This is a genomic window from Streptosporangium sp. NPDC002721, from assembly GCF_042888905.1.
Taxonomy (GTDB): domain Bacteria; phylum Actinomycetota; class Actinomycetes; order Streptosporangiales; family Streptosporangiaceae; genus Streptosporangium.
This window is the reverse complement of the sequence record NZ_JBIAQI010000013.1, coordinates 1-14,211: the sequence shown is the minus strand read 5'-3', so window position 1 is coordinate 14,211 and position 14,211 is coordinate 1. Positions and strand designations below refer to the sequence as shown.

General features: G+C 70.6%; 10 protein-coding genes. 3 read left to right on the top strand and 7 right to left on the bottom strand.

Features of this window, described 5'->3' with window-relative positions:
- Nucleotides 1–15: 15 nt before the first annotated feature.
- Nucleotides 16–3,327: a S8 family serine peptidase gene (locus ACFYWM_RS19615; protein ID WP_389916566.1), complete on the bottom strand. Its 3,312-nt coding sequence runs from the start codon at nt 3,325–3,327 to the stop codon at nt 16–18.
- A 121-nt stretch (nt 3,328–3,448) separates the two neighbouring features.
- Here ACFYWM_RS19615 and ACFYWM_RS19610 point away from each other — a divergent pair, with 121 nt between their 5' ends.
- On the top strand, nt 3,449–4,471 hold the full coding sequence (locus ACFYWM_RS19610) for a TrmB family transcriptional regulator (protein ID WP_389916564.1): 1,023 nt from the start codon (nt 3,449–3,451) through the stop codon (nt 4,469–4,471).
- Between the two features lie 144 nt (nt 4,472–4,615).
- Here ACFYWM_RS19610 and ACFYWM_RS19605 read toward each other — a convergent pair whose 3' ends face one another.
- The 4 genes from ACFYWM_RS19605 to ACFYWM_RS19590 all read right to left on the bottom strand — a co-directional run bounded on the left by ACFYWM_RS19605 (nt 4,616) and on the right by ACFYWM_RS19590 (nt 8,936).
- The gene (locus ACFYWM_RS19605) at nt 4,616–5,152 is read right to left on the bottom strand and encodes a MauE/DoxX family redox-associated membrane protein (protein ID WP_389916562.1); all 537 of its coding nucleotides are present in this window, start codon (nt 5,150–5,152) and stop codon (nt 4,616–4,618) included.
- Between the two features lie 340 nt (nt 5,153–5,492).
- A complete protein-coding gene (locus ACFYWM_RS19600) occupies nt 5,493–6,809 on the bottom strand; it encodes a serine hydrolase domain-containing protein (protein ID WP_389916560.1) in 1,317 nt (438 codons plus the stop codon).
- A 154-nt stretch (nt 6,810–6,963) separates the two neighbouring features.
- Nucleotides 6,964–7,791: a response regulator gene (locus ACFYWM_RS19595; protein WP_389916558.1), complete on the bottom strand. Its 828-nt coding sequence runs from the start codon at nt 7,789–7,791 to the stop codon at nt 6,964–6,966.
- The gene (locus ACFYWM_RS19590) at nt 7,788–8,936 is read right to left on the bottom strand and encodes a sensor histidine kinase (protein WP_389916556.1); all 1,149 of its coding nucleotides are present in this window, start codon (nt 8,934–8,936) and stop codon (nt 7,788–7,790) included. The genes ACFYWM_RS19595 and ACFYWM_RS19590 overlap by 4 nt, the downstream gene beginning before the upstream one ends.
- Before the next feature lie 569 nt (nt 8,937–9,505).
- Here ACFYWM_RS19590 and ACFYWM_RS19585 point away from each other — a divergent pair.
- The gene (locus tag ACFYWM_RS19585) at nt 9,506–11,407 is read left to right on the top strand and encodes a S8 family serine peptidase (RefSeq protein ID WP_389916554.1); all 1,902 of its coding nucleotides are present in this window, start codon (nt 9,506–9,508) and stop codon (nt 11,405–11,407) included.
- 465 nt (nt 11,408–11,872) lie between these two features.
- Here the strand turns inward: ACFYWM_RS19585 and ACFYWM_RS19580 are convergent, their stop codons facing one another.
- Nucleotides 11,873–12,739, bottom strand: a complete 867-nt coding sequence (locus ACFYWM_RS19580) for an SDR family NAD(P)-dependent oxidoreductase (protein ID WP_389916552.1) — start codon at nt 12,737–12,739, stop codon at nt 11,873–11,875.
- Between the two features lie 133 nt (nt 12,740–12,872).
- Here ACFYWM_RS19580 and ACFYWM_RS19575 point away from each other — a divergent pair, with 133 nt between their 5' ends.
- A complete protein-coding gene (locus ACFYWM_RS19575; RefSeq protein WP_389916550.1) occupies nt 12,873–13,301 on the top strand; it encodes a winged helix-turn-helix transcriptional regulator in 429 nt (142 codons plus the stop codon).
- On the opposite strand, the gene ACFYWM_RS19570 is transcribed toward ACFYWM_RS19575, so the two are convergent.
- Nucleotides 13,281–13,646: a hypothetical protein gene (locus ACFYWM_RS19570; protein ID WP_389916548.1), complete on the bottom strand. Its 366-nt coding sequence runs from the start codon at nt 13,644–13,646 to the stop codon at nt 13,281–13,283. The genes ACFYWM_RS19575 and ACFYWM_RS19570 overlap by 21 nt on opposite strands.
- Nucleotides 13,647–14,211: the final 565 nt, after the last annotated feature.

Below are 14,211 nucleotides of genomic sequence, written 5' to 3'. Positions count from 1 at the left end.
CGGGGTCTCCCTGACTCACTTGATCCCGTACGCCCTGGTCACGGTCTCGGTGAAGGTGTTGCCGCCGGTGTCGGCGACCTTGACACGCAGGGAGGCGAACTTCCCGCGCGTGCTGACCGGGTGCCAGGTCTCGGCGGACCAGGTGCCCTTGCCGGTCGGGATCACCAGCGTGGGCCACCAGGTGCGGCCGTCGTCGTAGGAGATCTCCGCGGAGATCTTGTTCACCCTCAGGTCGGGTGAACCCTCCTGGCGCTGGACCCGCAGCGGGATGCGCATATGGCCGGTGCCCGCGCGGTTGCGGTCGTCCAGCTCAGGGCTCATCCTGACGACCATCAGCGGAAGCGCGGGCATCTTGCCCTGCTCGGGGGTCTTCGACCTGAACCGCCACTCGGCGCCGACCCGCGTGGAGAACCTGGTCATGGCCGGGTCGCGGTCGGCGGAGACGACGAGCCGGTACTCGCTCTCCTTCTTGTCGGCGGGCACGTCGACGACGCCGGGCAGAATGGTGTCGCTGTAGATCTCCTTGCCGTCGCGGTAGAGCTTGGCCTGCGGGTTGACGTACTCGCCGAAGGAGCGGCGTTCGGTCACGCTGTCCTCGAACAGCCCGGTGGCGAACTGGAGCATGTTGTCCTCGCGCCTGGAGTAGTCCCCGCCGGGCATGAGCCCGGCCGCGAAGACGCCGCCGTTCCAGCGGTCGGAGGTCTTCTGACCGGCACGGTAGACCGTGGTCTCGCCGAAGAAGAACTGGTCGATGTTCTCCACGACGTCCAGTGCCTTGTACTGGATGAAGGACGGGTACCAGCCGGTGTCGCCGGGCGTGTAGTACTCGGTCCGCTGGAACGGGAGCGGGAAGTGGGACACGTCGCCGTACGGCATCCAGGCCAGCTCCGTCCCGTACAGCACGGGCAGGGCGAAGTGCTCGCCGAACTTGGCGTCCTGCTGGGTGGCGTACGTGGAGGTGACCTTGGCCAGGTCACGGCCGCGCGGGCGGTAGCCGGGGTCGGCGGGGATGCGCGGCTCGGCCTTCATCAGGTGGTAGAAGTACGGGCTGTTGTCATAGGTGCCGTCACCGTTCGGCTTGGCCCACTGCGTCCAGCGGTAGTAGGCGAACTTCTTGCTCGCCGTGCGGGTCGTGGGGATGGCCTTGATGCCCTCGATGCGGTCCGCGCCCCACCTGTCCGCCAGCTCGACGTCCACGCCCATGGTCTGGACGCCGTCGGCGAGCTGGAGCATGCCGAGCATGCCGATGGCGAGTCTCGCGGTCGGCTCCTCGGTGCGTACGTCCACCGGCTTGGCCTTGCGGGCGTCGGCGGTGACGGTACGGTCGGCGTCGAGGGTGAACTCCGGCTCCGCGGACATCACCAGGGTGCCGTCGTGGTCGAGCATGAGGGCGACGACCGTGTAGCGGTGTCCCTTCTGCAGCCTGAGGTCCAGCGTGCCGCCGGAGATGTCGTAGTTGACCTGCTTCTTGGTTTCGAGGTCGATCACCCCGGCGAAGGCGTTCTGGGCGGGCTTCCCGTCCGAGCCGTCGAAGGCCAGCTTGAGCCCGCGCTTCTCCGGCTCGACCCGCATGCCGATGCCGGTACGCACGGAGACCTCGGCGTTGGCGGCGATGACCGTGCCGCTGTACATGCCGACCGCGCCCGGCTCGGCGGTCACCTCGACCTGCGCGGTGCCGTTGGCGGGGACCTCCACCGTGGTGGCGCCGAGCTTGAACGGCGTCACCGTCTCACCCTGGCCGTCCCTGGCCTTCACGCTCAGGTCCAGCCGTACGGCGGCGTCGCCGTCGTTGCGGTAGGTGAGCGTGCTCTTCTCGGGCCCGGAGGCGGGCAGCTCGACCTCGCCCAGGCTCAGCGAGGCGGGCTCGGCCGTGACCTGCTGGCCGACGGCGCGGGCGACGTCCACGCGGCCGGAGCCCTGGACGTAGGCGCCGAGCTCCTCGCCGGGCGCGGTGGAGGCCATCAGCGCCGCCTTGATCCGGTCGGCCTTCCAGTCGGGGTGCAGACCCGCGACGATCGCCGCCGCTCCCGCCACGTGCGGGGTGGCCATGGACGTGCCGCTCATCTCCGTGTACGAGTCGTCCGCCGAGGTGCCCCCGGCCCTGGCCGCGACGATGCCCACGCCGGGCGCGATCAGGTCGGGCTTGACCGCGGCGTCGCCGGGGCGCGGGCCGGTGCTGCTGAACTGGACGACCGTGTCGGCGTCGCGGTAGGAGGCGCCGACCGACAGCGCGCGGTCCGCGCTGCTCGGCGAGCCGAGCGCCTGGGGGCCCTCGTTGCCGGACGCGATGACGAACAGCGTGCCGTACCGCTCCGAGAGCGTGTTGACGGCCTGCTCCAGCGGGTCGATCCCGGGGGCGTCGGGGCTGCCGAGGCTGAGGTTGGCGATGCGGGCGCCGCTCTCCGCGGCCCAGGTCATGGCCTCGATGATGCCCGAGTCCGGGCAGTACCCGCTCTGCTCGCAGACCTTGCCGATCAGCAGCTTCGCGCCGGGGGCGACACCCTTGTACTTGCCGCCGGAGGCCGCGCCGGACCCGGCGATCGTGGAGGCGACGTGGGTGCCGTGGCCGTTGAGGTCGCGGACGTCGGGTTCGACGGTGAAGTTCTGGGTCTTGGTGACCAGCCCCTTCAGGTCGGGGTGGTCGGGGTCGTAGCCGCTGTCGAGCACCGCGACGGTGACGTCCTTGCCGGTGTGGCCGGCCTCCCAGGCCTTGGGCGCGCCGATGTGCGGGACGCTGACGTCGAGGGAGATCTCGGCCTTGCCGTCCAGCCAGATCTTCTCGGGCCCGGTCGCCGTCCTGGCCTGCCCGGACGCCTTCAGGGACTTCCAGAGCGTTCCGGCGGCGGCGCGGGGCTCGCTCTGGGCGATGCCGTTGACCGCGGGCAGCGGGCGCCCGCCCGCGACGCGCAGCGTGGCGACGTCGGTCTGGCCGGGGTACGTCACGATCAGCGGGAGCGCCGGGCTGGCGGCGTCGTCGTAGCCGAGCTCGGCGAGCCGGGTGACCTCGAACAGCCGGGGGTCCAGCCTGCCCGCGGCCAGCAGGGGCATCGCGTCCACGGGGACGATGCTGAGCCCTTCCCCGGCCCGGCGGTGGATGAAGTTGATCTTCTCCCTGCCCGGGCCCGGCTTGACGTCGAGCTGGGTCTGCTTGTCGGGGAGCGAGCGGAGGGTGACCTTGTCCCCGGTGATGAGAGTGATCGTCTTGGGCGGTCCGGCCTTCGCGGCGGCCTGCCCGGCCTGTGGGGTGGAGGCCGAGGCCTGGGGGGTGGGAGCGGGGGTGGGGGTCGCCTGGGCCGGCGTGGCGGCCGCTACCAGGGCCGTTACCACACTGCCGATAAGGACGGTTCTCTGAAGCACATCCCGATTTCTAACGGTATGCGAATTTTGGTGACAAGGTGGTTCGTGTGGCCTATTGCGGCAACTGCCGGAATTGGCCAAGCTCGTAGGCATGCTTGATGACGGTCCGGCACTGGCGGTCGTGGGGATCAGCGCGTTCGACGAGCGGATCTACCGTGAGGTGCTGGCCTGCCCCGGCATCACGGTGCAGGAGCTCGTCATGAGAAGCGGGGAGAGCTCCGGGCGCATCCAGGCGTCGCTGACCAGGCTCCGCGCCAAGGGCCTGATCAGCCGCCTGTGGGGACGGTCTCCCCGCTGGACGGCGACGAACCCGGGAACCGCCATCCGCTCGCTGGTACGCGGCATGCAGAGCAACCTGGACCGGCTCACCGACACGGCCGACCAGCTGGAGGAGACCTTCCGCACCGTCGGCCAGGACCTGGAGGAGGGCGGCCAGTTCGAGGTCCTGGCGGGACCCGAGGACCAGGCCAGGTCGTACGTCCGGCTGCAGCAGGAGGCCAAGGAGGAGGTGCTGACCTTCGACCGGCCCCCGTACGTGCTGGACTACCACAACCCGGTGCAGCCCGGCCTGCTCCGCAAGGGCGTCCGCTACCGGACCATCTACGTGCCCGAGGCGTTCGACCACGCGGGGGCGCTCGACGAGGTGGGCAACCTGGTCAAGGCGGGCGAGGAGGCGCGGGTCCTGCCCGAGCTGCCGTTCAAGATGGCGATCGTCGACCGGCGGCAGGCGGTCGTGCCGCTGCACATGGACCTGCCGCTGACGCGCGGCGTGCTGATCAGGGGGACCACCATGGTGGTGGCCCTGGTGGAGCTGTTCGAGCGCATGTGGCAGGAGGCGCTTCCGATGTACCCGCAGCCCGCGCCCCGCGACGGCGAGCCGAAGCCGGCCCGCGAACCCTGCCGGGACGAGGAGCAGGGAGGATCGGAACTCGACGAGGAGGACCGCCGGCTCCTGACGCTGCTCTCGGCCGGGCTCAAGGACGACGCCATCGCCCGCCAGCTCGGCACCAGCCCGCGCAGCCTCCGCCGCCGCCTGCGCCACCTGCTGGACGAGCTGAACGCGGAGACCCGATTCCAGGCGGGCGCCCAGGCCAGCCGCCGCGGCCTCGTGTGACCTTCTCGCGGTACGGACGACGCCCGGTGGTGCTCCCGAACAGGCGAGACCGGAAGCGGGCAGGACCGCTTGAGCAGACGAGACCGGAAACGAGCAGGACCGCTTGAGCAGACGAGACCGGAAACGAGCAGGACCGGCCGCGGGTCAGCGTCCGGCGACCGTGGGGCGGAACAGCTCCGCGATGTCGTCCAGGCGCACGATGAGCACCACGCAGACCAGCGCCGCCACTCCGGTGATCACGGCGCCCGGGATCTCGACGGCTTGCGGCACGCCACCGGCCGTCGCCCCCAGCGCCGTCGCCGCCGCGACGATCAGCACCAGGTTGCGGATCACGTGACGCCTGCCCACGGGCGTCGCCGACGGACCGAAGCAGCGGCAGGGGGCGGCCCTCTCCTGCCGCAGGGCACGGACGAGCGCGTAACCGAAACCGCCGAGCGTGACGGCCGACAGGGCGAACCCGGCGGGCACGGTGGCCGGCACACCGATCAGCACCACGATCGCCGCCTCCGCCGCCACCGCGAGCGCGGCGAACCGGCGCGCCGGGCCGGGGGCGACGGCCAGCAGGGTCGCGGTCGCCGTGACGAACTCCCGGAACGCCTGGCGACTGCGCACCTTGCCGACCAGCGACGTGAGGAATATCCCCAGCAACACCAGTCGACAGCCCAAGATCACATAGCTCATCACGGTTCACCCGCCCTACCGGTAAACGGTCAGCCGACTCAGCTCATGATCGTCTGTCCGGGTGGTTTCCGGAAGGTTCACTCGAAGGACCCGGCCGGTCGGCCACCGCCCCTCGTCCGCCCGATCCGGACGGCTCTCTCTCGCCGCGAGCAAATAACCGCCGGTGGAACGGATAGCTCCGCGACCGCGGGGCAGGGGGGCGGGCATGGTGAATCCCCTGGACATCGTGCTGGTCTTTTTGCTCGTCGCCGCCGCGGGCCTTTTCGTACGTTCCTGCACGCGGCAACGCCGTTGAAGCGGGAGGACGGCGACATGGTGCTCGGGACCGGCGCCTCCGCGATCACTCCACCGCGGTGGGAGCGAAGGCGGTCAGCCCGACGCGCTGGATCAGAGCCGAGTCCCCCTTGGTCGTGGAGTTCGCCGTGACGACGATCCGGCGCCTCAGGTCACGGGTGGCGAACATGCCGGTGCTGTAGCCGTAACGGCTGCCGGTCTTGCCGTACAGGGTCACCCCGCCGGGAAGTTTCATGGCCGACATGCCCATGGTGTAGGCGGCGGGCTGGTCGTTGGCGGGATTGTCGTCTCCATCGAAGAGATTCACCCCGTCCGGGACGGTGAACATCTTCTCCAGCTGGGCGGGCTTGAGGAGCCTGCCGCGGAAGAGGGCGACCGTGAAGCGGTCCAGGTCGTCCGCGGTGGAGATGATCTCACCGGCGGCCCAGCTCATGGTCTGGCTCATCTCCGTGACGTCCACCAGCCGGGTCTTCCCGTCGTCGCCGGTGACGGCCAGGTAGCCCCTGGCGTGCGGGCCGCGGATCCGGACGTCGTCGCCCGGCAGGGTGGTGTGCCTGAGGCCGAGCGGGCGGATGACGCGCTCGCGCACGACGTTCCCGTACGACGTGCCGGTGACCTTCTCGATGAGCATCCCCAGGACGATGTAGTTGGTGTTGAGATAGTGCTGCCTGGTGCCGGGCGTGAACTCCATCGGGTTCGCGGCGACGCCGTCCATCCACCGTTGCGGGGTCCACCTGTCGTAGCGGTGGTCGAGGATCCACCGGTCGTCGTCCGGGAGGGTCGGGCTGGGCAGGCCGCTGGTGTGGTTGAGCAGCTCGCCGACCGTGACCGCGTCGTAGGTGGCGGGCAGCAGGCCGGGAAGATAGTGCTGGACGGTGCCCTCCAGGTCGATCTTCCCCTCGGCGACGAGCTGGAGGATCACGGTGGCGGTGAACACCTTGGTGATGCTGCCGATCCGGATCCTGGCGTTGCCGGGCACCGGGCGTCCGGTCCGCAGGTCGCCCACGCCCGACCTGCCCGTCCAGGTGCCCGCCGCGCCCCGCACCTGGACCAGGGAGCCGGTCGCCTGGGCGTTCGGGAGGCCGGAGATGGACCGGCAGAGCGCCCCGGCGTCCAGCGCGGGAAGCGACGACGCGCTCGCCGGGCGGGTGGCCGCGGAACACGTCGGGGCGGGGGTCCCCGTCGCCGCCGCGGAAGCCGCCGACACGGGGGAGGCGGTGCCCGTGAGCGCGGTGCCCGTGAGCGCGGTGCCCGTGAGGGAGGCGGTGCCCGTGAGCGCGGTGCTCATGAGGGAGGCGGTGCCCGTGAGCGCGGTGCTCGTGAGGGCGGTGGTCAGGGCGAGCGTGGCGACCGGTCTGAACATGGCGTGCTCCTTCGCGAGGACTGGCGGGGACTGCGGGGACTGCGGGGACTGGCGAGGACTGGGGACTCTCCGCAGGTGATCCCATCGTTTCGGAGCGAACCCGCCGGAAAGATCGCCTGCGTGAGCGGTCTTCCGCCTCCCTCCCGCGAGGGAGCTACTCGCCGGGGAGGATGAGACCGGACTCGTAGGAACGGATCACGGCCTGGACGCGGTCGCGCAGGCCGAGCTTGGACAGCACGTTGCTCACGTGGGTCTTCACGGTGTGCTCGCTGACGACGAGACGCGCGGCGATCTCCGCGTTGGAGAGCCCGCGGCCGAGCAGTTCCAGGGTCTCCCTCTCTCGGGCGGTGAGCACGTCCAGGCCGGTGGGCACGGGTCGCCGCCGTGGCCCCTTGCGCACCATGTCGCCGATCAGGCGCCGGGTGACCGAAGGCGCGAGCAGCGATTCCCCCGCGGCGACCACCTGTACGGCGCGCACGAGGTCGGCGCGGCGCACGTCCTTCAGCAGGAAGCCGCTCGCCCCCGCGTGCAGGGCGTCGTAGACGTAGTCGTCCTGGTCGAACGTGGTGAGCATGAGCACCCGGCACGACGTCTCCGCGCACACCACGGCCGCCGCCTCGATGCCGTTCATGCGCGGCATGCGGATGTCGAGGAGGAGGACGTCGGGCCGGTGCTCCCGTACGGCCGCGACGGCGGCGTGCCCGTCATCCGCCTCGGCGACCACCTGGATGTCCGGCTGGGCGTCGAGGATCATCGCGAAGCCGCCACGGACCAGCTCCTGGTCGTCGGCGACCACCACCCGGATCGATCCCTCCCCTTGGACCGGCCCGTCCCCTACCGGCCTGTCCACCTGGGCCGCCCCGCCCACCTGGACCGGCCCGCTCACCCGCGTCGGCCCGCCACCGGTCGCACCGCCCTGCCCGCCCATCGAGCACTCCTCACTCGTCCGGTCACTCATCGAGGTGTTCGTCGGGTCGTTCATCCGGCTCTCACGGCCTCGGCCAGCGGGAGCCGTACCGACACCCGGAAACCCCTGCCGCCCACCCCCCGCCCGAAGGAGGCCGAACCCCCGTAGGCGGCGGCGCGCTCCCGGATGCCGATCAGCCCGTTGCCCTCGCCCTGTCCGGTCGCCCCGTGTCGCCGGCCGGATCCGAGCCCGTCGTCGGTCACGGTGATCGCGAGTGTGTCGTTCTCCCAGTCGATCGCCACCATGGCCGAGGTGGCACGGGCGTGTTTGACGATATTGGTCAGCGACTCCTGGACGATGCGGTAGGCCGCCACGTCGAGATCGGGGTGGACGGGCAGGGGGCTCCCGCTGACCGTGAGGGTCGTCGGCGGTCCGGTGGAGCTCACCACGGCGACCAGTTCGGGGACACGCGCCAGGGTCGGCTGGGGATCCGGGGAGGCCTCCGAGTCCTTGAGGATCCCGAGCATCCGCCTGAGCTGTGACATCGCGTCCCGGCCCGCGGAGGCGATCGCGTCGAACGCCTTCTCCGCGCGATCGGGGTCACCGCGTACGACCACCGGCCCCGCCTCGGCCTGGACGACCATCAGGCTGACCGCGTGCGCCAGGATGTCATGCATGTCGCGGGCGATCCGGGCTCGTTCCCGCTCCTCCGCGCGCTCGGCCTCAAGGACCCGCTGGCGTTCGAGCTGTTCCGCCCGTATCTCCAGCGAGACGGCGTAGGCCTGACGCATCGCGGCGGCCCGGCCCACGGCGTACGCCCCCGCCCACATCACGATGCCGCGCGACGCGGCGACGGGCCCCGTCTGGATCAGGAACCCCAGGAAGAGGAAGGCGACCGCGCCGAAGCGCCGCCGGGGTGGGCTCTTCTCGGCGACCGTGTACATGGCGATCAGGGAGCCGTACCAGATGGGCTGCGACGGCTGAACCGGGTCGAAGAGGGAGTACACCCCCATCGACAGGGCGACGACGACCAGGCACGTCACGGGGGCACGCCGGCGCCAGAACAGTGGAAGCGACGCCCCGAGCACCGGCAGATACTGCGCCACCGTCCAGGGCGGCGCCCCCGGCGCCGGCTGCGAGAACAGGAACGGCGCGGACTGCCCCGCGAGAGCGACGACCGTCAGGGCGATGTCGACGGCTGACGGAGGGAGTCCTCGCAACCGAGGACGGAGCGACGGGAACGAAGGGAGTCCTCGCAGTCGGTGGTGGAACGGCGGGAAGGGCATGATGCCCAAGTATCGCCAGCCCTCTCGACGGAGTCCTCACCCGTACGAGCGATCTGCCACGCGGCCCGGCCTCCTGTCCGCAGCAGGTAACGGCTCCTGCCCACAGCTGGTGACGCCCGCTGTCCACGGCGGGTGACCGGGCGCGACGGCCCGAAGTACGTCCCGAACCGGGAACGACGCACCGCCGTACAGCCGGGAACGACGCACCGCCGTGCGAGGTGCCCCGCATCGGGGTGGCCCCGCGCCGCCGGATCGCGGAACAGGCCCGCATCCGGTTCCGGATGTCCGAAAAATCGGATAACGGTACTACCTCGTTCCCGCGAACCTTGACGATCACCCACTACTCTTGGCCTTCGCATTCACCAAACATGAGGACATTTCAGGATTTCGGCGACAGGAGTGACGAGTAGCCGGGCCTTCCACGGTCCACCCCCTCCGCCCGCCGACAGCTTCCCATCCCTCAGCCCGTCCAGCTCAGGACGGCTCGCTCCCCCGGAGGATCAGTGAGACTACGGTCTCTGCTGGCGAGCGCCTCGGTGCTCGCCATCGTCACGACGGCCACGCTGGCCGTCGGGTCACCAGCCCAGGCAACCGCCGACGACCCCGCTGTGGCCAGGAGCCTCACGGCCGAGGTGCAGAAGGGCGAGAAGGTACGCGCGATCATCGAGATCGAGCGCGGCCAGAACCTCGCGAACGTGGCCAGGACCGTCGAGGCGGCCTCGAGCAGGACCAGGGTCATCAGCAAGATCGGTTCCGACGGTTTCATCGTCGCCACCGTCGACAAGCCGACCCTCGCCGAGCTCAGGACCGACAGCCGGGTGAAGGCCGTCTACGAGGACGAGGTGAGCAAGCCGACGCTCGACGTCAGCACCAAGCTGATCGGTTCGGACAGGGCCAACCAGGCGGGCTGGACCGGCAAGGGCTCCACCATCGCGATCCTCGACACCGGCATCGACCGGGACCACCCGTTCTTCGCCGGGCGGATCGTGGGCGAGGCCTGCTTCTCCAGCTCCGATCCCGACCCGTACTACCAGGCCACCGTGGTGTGCCCCAACGGCCAGCCGTCCCAGACCGGCACGGGCGCGGCCGACGCCGAGACCGCGCAGTGCGTCGTGAACGGCGTGGTCAAGTGCTACCACGGCACGCACGTCGCGGGTATCGCGGCCGGCAAGAAGGCCGGGACCGCGCCCTCCAGCGGCGTCGCGCCGGGAGCGGGCATCCTGCCGATCCAGGTGTCCAGCCGGTTCAACGGCACCATCTGCGCGGATCAGGACACCCCCGCCCCCTGCATCCTCAGCTTCACCTCCGACCAGAAGCGCGCGCTGCAGTACGTCGACGAGGTGCACGCGCCGCTGAACGTCGTCGCGGTCAACATGAGCATCGGCGGCGGTCCGGGATACCAGGTCCACTGCGCCGGCGCCCCCCTCGAATCGGAGATCCTCTGGCTCAAGGACTTCGGCGTGACCACCGTCATCTCCTCGGGCAACAACGGGTTCGAGAACGCCGTCGTCCGGCCCGGCTGCATCGCCGCGGCGGTCACCGTCGGCGCGACCGACGACCACGACACTCCCGCGCCCTTCAGCAACCGCGGCCCCCTGATCGACCTCTTCGCACCCGGCGTGGCCATCGACTCCGCCATGCCCGGCGGCACCTTCGGCGTCCTGAGCGGCACCTCCATGGCCGTCCCCCACGTCGCGGGGGCCCTGGCGCTGCTCCGGCAGGCCTACCCGGACCTGCCCGGCGAGAAGCTCGTCGAGAAGCTGCAGACCACCGGCAAGAGCATCACCTACCGCAGCGGCGACGCCACGGTGACCACCAAGCGAATCGACCTCGTCGCCGCCCTGCCGCCCCTGCCGACCGCGACCCCCACGCCGGCCGTCACCCCGACCGCGACCTCGACCCCGACCCCCACGGCCACGCCGACGCCGACGCCGACACCGAGCCGGACAACCGCCCCCAGCGACCTCGGCACGGTCGCCGACCCCCTGCCGATCCCGGACACGTGCAGGCGGGGCAAGGGCACCAAGCCGCTGAACGCCAAGCGGTGGGCGACCGAGATGCTCCGCGGGAAGGGGACGCTGTCCGACAGGACCCTCGTCTGCTACCTGTCGCTCGCGCAGAACGGCAGCAAGGTCTTCCCCGAGGTGACCGACGCCGGCTCCCTCGGCAGGGCGTACAAGGTCCTCGTCCCCAGGAGCAGGACCGCCAAGGCCCTGCTCGACCGCGAGCTGCTGGCCGCCTGGCTCAATTACGCCCACGGCGTCCACAACGGCTCCACCAAGGTCCACGGCGCCACCACGCTGACCAAGGCCATCGGCGTCGCCGAACGGTACCGCACCGCCGGCGGCACGTCCGCCCAGCTCAAGAAGACGGCCGTCTACCTGTACAAGCACGTCAACAAGTAGAGGGCGCCTGAGAAGTCACGAGGCGCCGCGGGCACAACACGCGGGTCACGGGCACGAGCGCTCACGACATGACCCCCTGACAGCACGACACGAAGGACCCCGGGCATTCGCCCGGGGTCCTTCGTCACGTCGGCTCCAAAGTTCCCGGAGTCCCCGGAGTCCCCGGAGTCCCCGGAATCCCCGGAATCCCCGGAATCCCCGGAATCCCCGGAATCCCGGAGTGGCGGAACCGATCGCGCGGTGACGCCGCGGGCGCCCTTGACCCGACGATTTCGTACGGCTCCACCTGCGGGAGGAGGACAACACATGAATCCCACCGATCCACGTCCGCCCCCGGACGGCGCCGGGTCACGACCAGGACCGCGACCGGAATCGTGACCGGGAAGCAGTCACCACGGGCGGCGTGGTCCCGGTGACGCGTGCCGTTCCGGCGGACGGTCGCGTCTCGCACATCGTGTGATCGCGTCACCCGGCCTGAGGTGCCTCCGGCGTCCGGAGGTCGTGGAGACGGCGAAGCCGGTCCTCGGTGTACGCGACCAGGCGCACGGCGTCGTCGGGGTCGAGCGTCCTCAGGGACCTGTCGACCGTCCTGCCCCGGTCGATCGCGGAGAGCGGGTCCGTCGGCGGGTGATCGATCCACCCGACGATCGGCCGGACCGCGTCGGCCACCGGCCGCGCGAAGAGGGCCGCGAGCAGCTTGATCGTCCCGCGTACCAGCGGATTCCGGTGGTTGCCGGCCCCGCTGCGGGTGAAGCCGGGGTGATAGAGGACGTAGCGGGCCCTGTTCCCGGCCTGGCCGGCGAAGGCGACGCCGAGCAGGTCGTTCGCCCGTCCGGCCTGGAGCTGGGCACGCACCTGGCCGTACCCGCGGGTCAGCTGGGGGTCCTCCCAGAAGATCCGGCCCGCGGTGGTGCCGACCCCGGCGACGTTGACGACGACCGGAGCGGGGGCGGCGTTCAGCAGCGCCCGCAGACGGGAACCGAGCAGATAGCGGCTCAGGTAGTACAGGGCGAACGTGTGCTCCAGCCCGTCCACGGTCTCCCTGCGCCTCGGGCTCACCCGGTTGGCGAACAGGGCCAGCGCGTCGACGGCGTCGTGGCGCCCGGCGATGTCGGCGACGACCCGCTCGACCTCGGCGACCGAGGACAGGTCCGCGCGCAGGAACCGCAGGTTCGGGTTCGCGGCATGGTCGAGCAGCGCGCGCCCCTTGGCCTCGCTGCTGCCGATCACGGTGACGTGGTCGCCCCTCGCCAGCCGTTCCAGGGCGGTCGCGCGCCCCATGCCGTCGGTCCCCCCACTTATGACCACGGTTTTCCGTCGTTGGCCCGGCATCGTGTCCTCCATAGGCTTGCGATCGGCTGCTCCAATCGTCGGGCCGCCGCGTCGGAGACGGAAAGAAGGCAGTTTCATGTCCGGTACGCACACGGGTGTTCCCTCGGTACTGGCCCACGGGTTACCTCGTCCGGTGCCGATCGACGAGCTCGAAGCGTGCCCGGTCGGGGACCTGTTCCGGCGCCTGGGCGACAAGTGGAGCATGCTGCTGCTGGTCCTGCTCGGCCGCCGTCCCCACCGGTACAACGAGCTGCACCGCGCGATCGAGGGCATCAGCCAGCGCATGCTGACCCGCACCCTGCGCGCCCTGGAAACCGACGGCCTGGTGCTGCGCGAGGTGCACCCGACCGTGCCCCCCAGCGTCGAGTACAGCCTCACCCCCCTCGGCCGGACCCTGCTGGAACCCCTGTCGACCCTGGCCGACTGGGCGGTACGCCACGAGGCCGAGATCAACGAGGCCCGCTCCCACCACACCGCGTCGCCGAGCTTCCCAACCGAATCCGTACGCCCGGTTGCGCCGCTGTCGAACGTCCATCGGAATTCAGTAGTCGAACGTCCGTAACCACCACGGAAGGTACGAAGGGGCGAAAGGGTTGTTCAGCCGTAACGCCCGCAACCTCTCGTCGGCCGGAGTGACCAGTCGACGCAGCTCCCGGCGAGCCTTCCTGGAAACCCGGCCGAGAGCGATCTCGATGACGAGGCGCGGATCATCCGAGTTGGCTCGCCAGTCGTGGTCACCGTGCCACGGGACCTGGGTGCGGGAGGAACCGTAGTCGCGGTGCTTACGCGGCGGCCGGCACCAGGTCACGACGGCGGAGGCGGTCCAGTTGTCCGGCCACCCGTGGAGGCGATCGAGCGCGCGTAGCTGCCGCATCGTCGAGGCGGACAGGCCACACACATCGAGCACCCGAACCCTGACGCCGCGCGCGTGCCAGGGAGCCTGCGGCCGTCGCCGGTGATGACGTCGAAGGGTGGCCCGAACGGCGGCAGGAGGCCGACGCGGCATGCGCACTTCCCGAATCGCGGTCGCCGCTCATCATGTCGGCCCGACCACACCGTGTCCAGGCCGTCCTGGCACTCCGGAGCGGTGACACGAAGTGTGGCCTGATAACGGACGGCGAGCCTGTCATGTCGAGTGACGCTTGAGCCGGCTGACACCGCACTCGACGACGTGAAGCTGCTCGCGGGTCACGGCGACGCCGGCTGTCGTACGCGTACGCTCCCCGCCCGCCGAAATCTTTGCGGACCACCTGGCTCTTCATAGGGCTTCCGAGGGCGCGGCAGGGCGCCGAGCGTAGTTCGCCAAGCTCTTGCTGGAGAGCGTCTCATCGCACAACCCTGCCGTCCTCGGCGGGTCGAGGCCCTGAGACAATTCAGTGAGGTGATCTCAGCAAGATCGGCTCGGGCATTTGGTTCTTGATGCCGCCAGAACGGTGCCGACGAACATGAACCGGGATGGATCGCGATGCCCC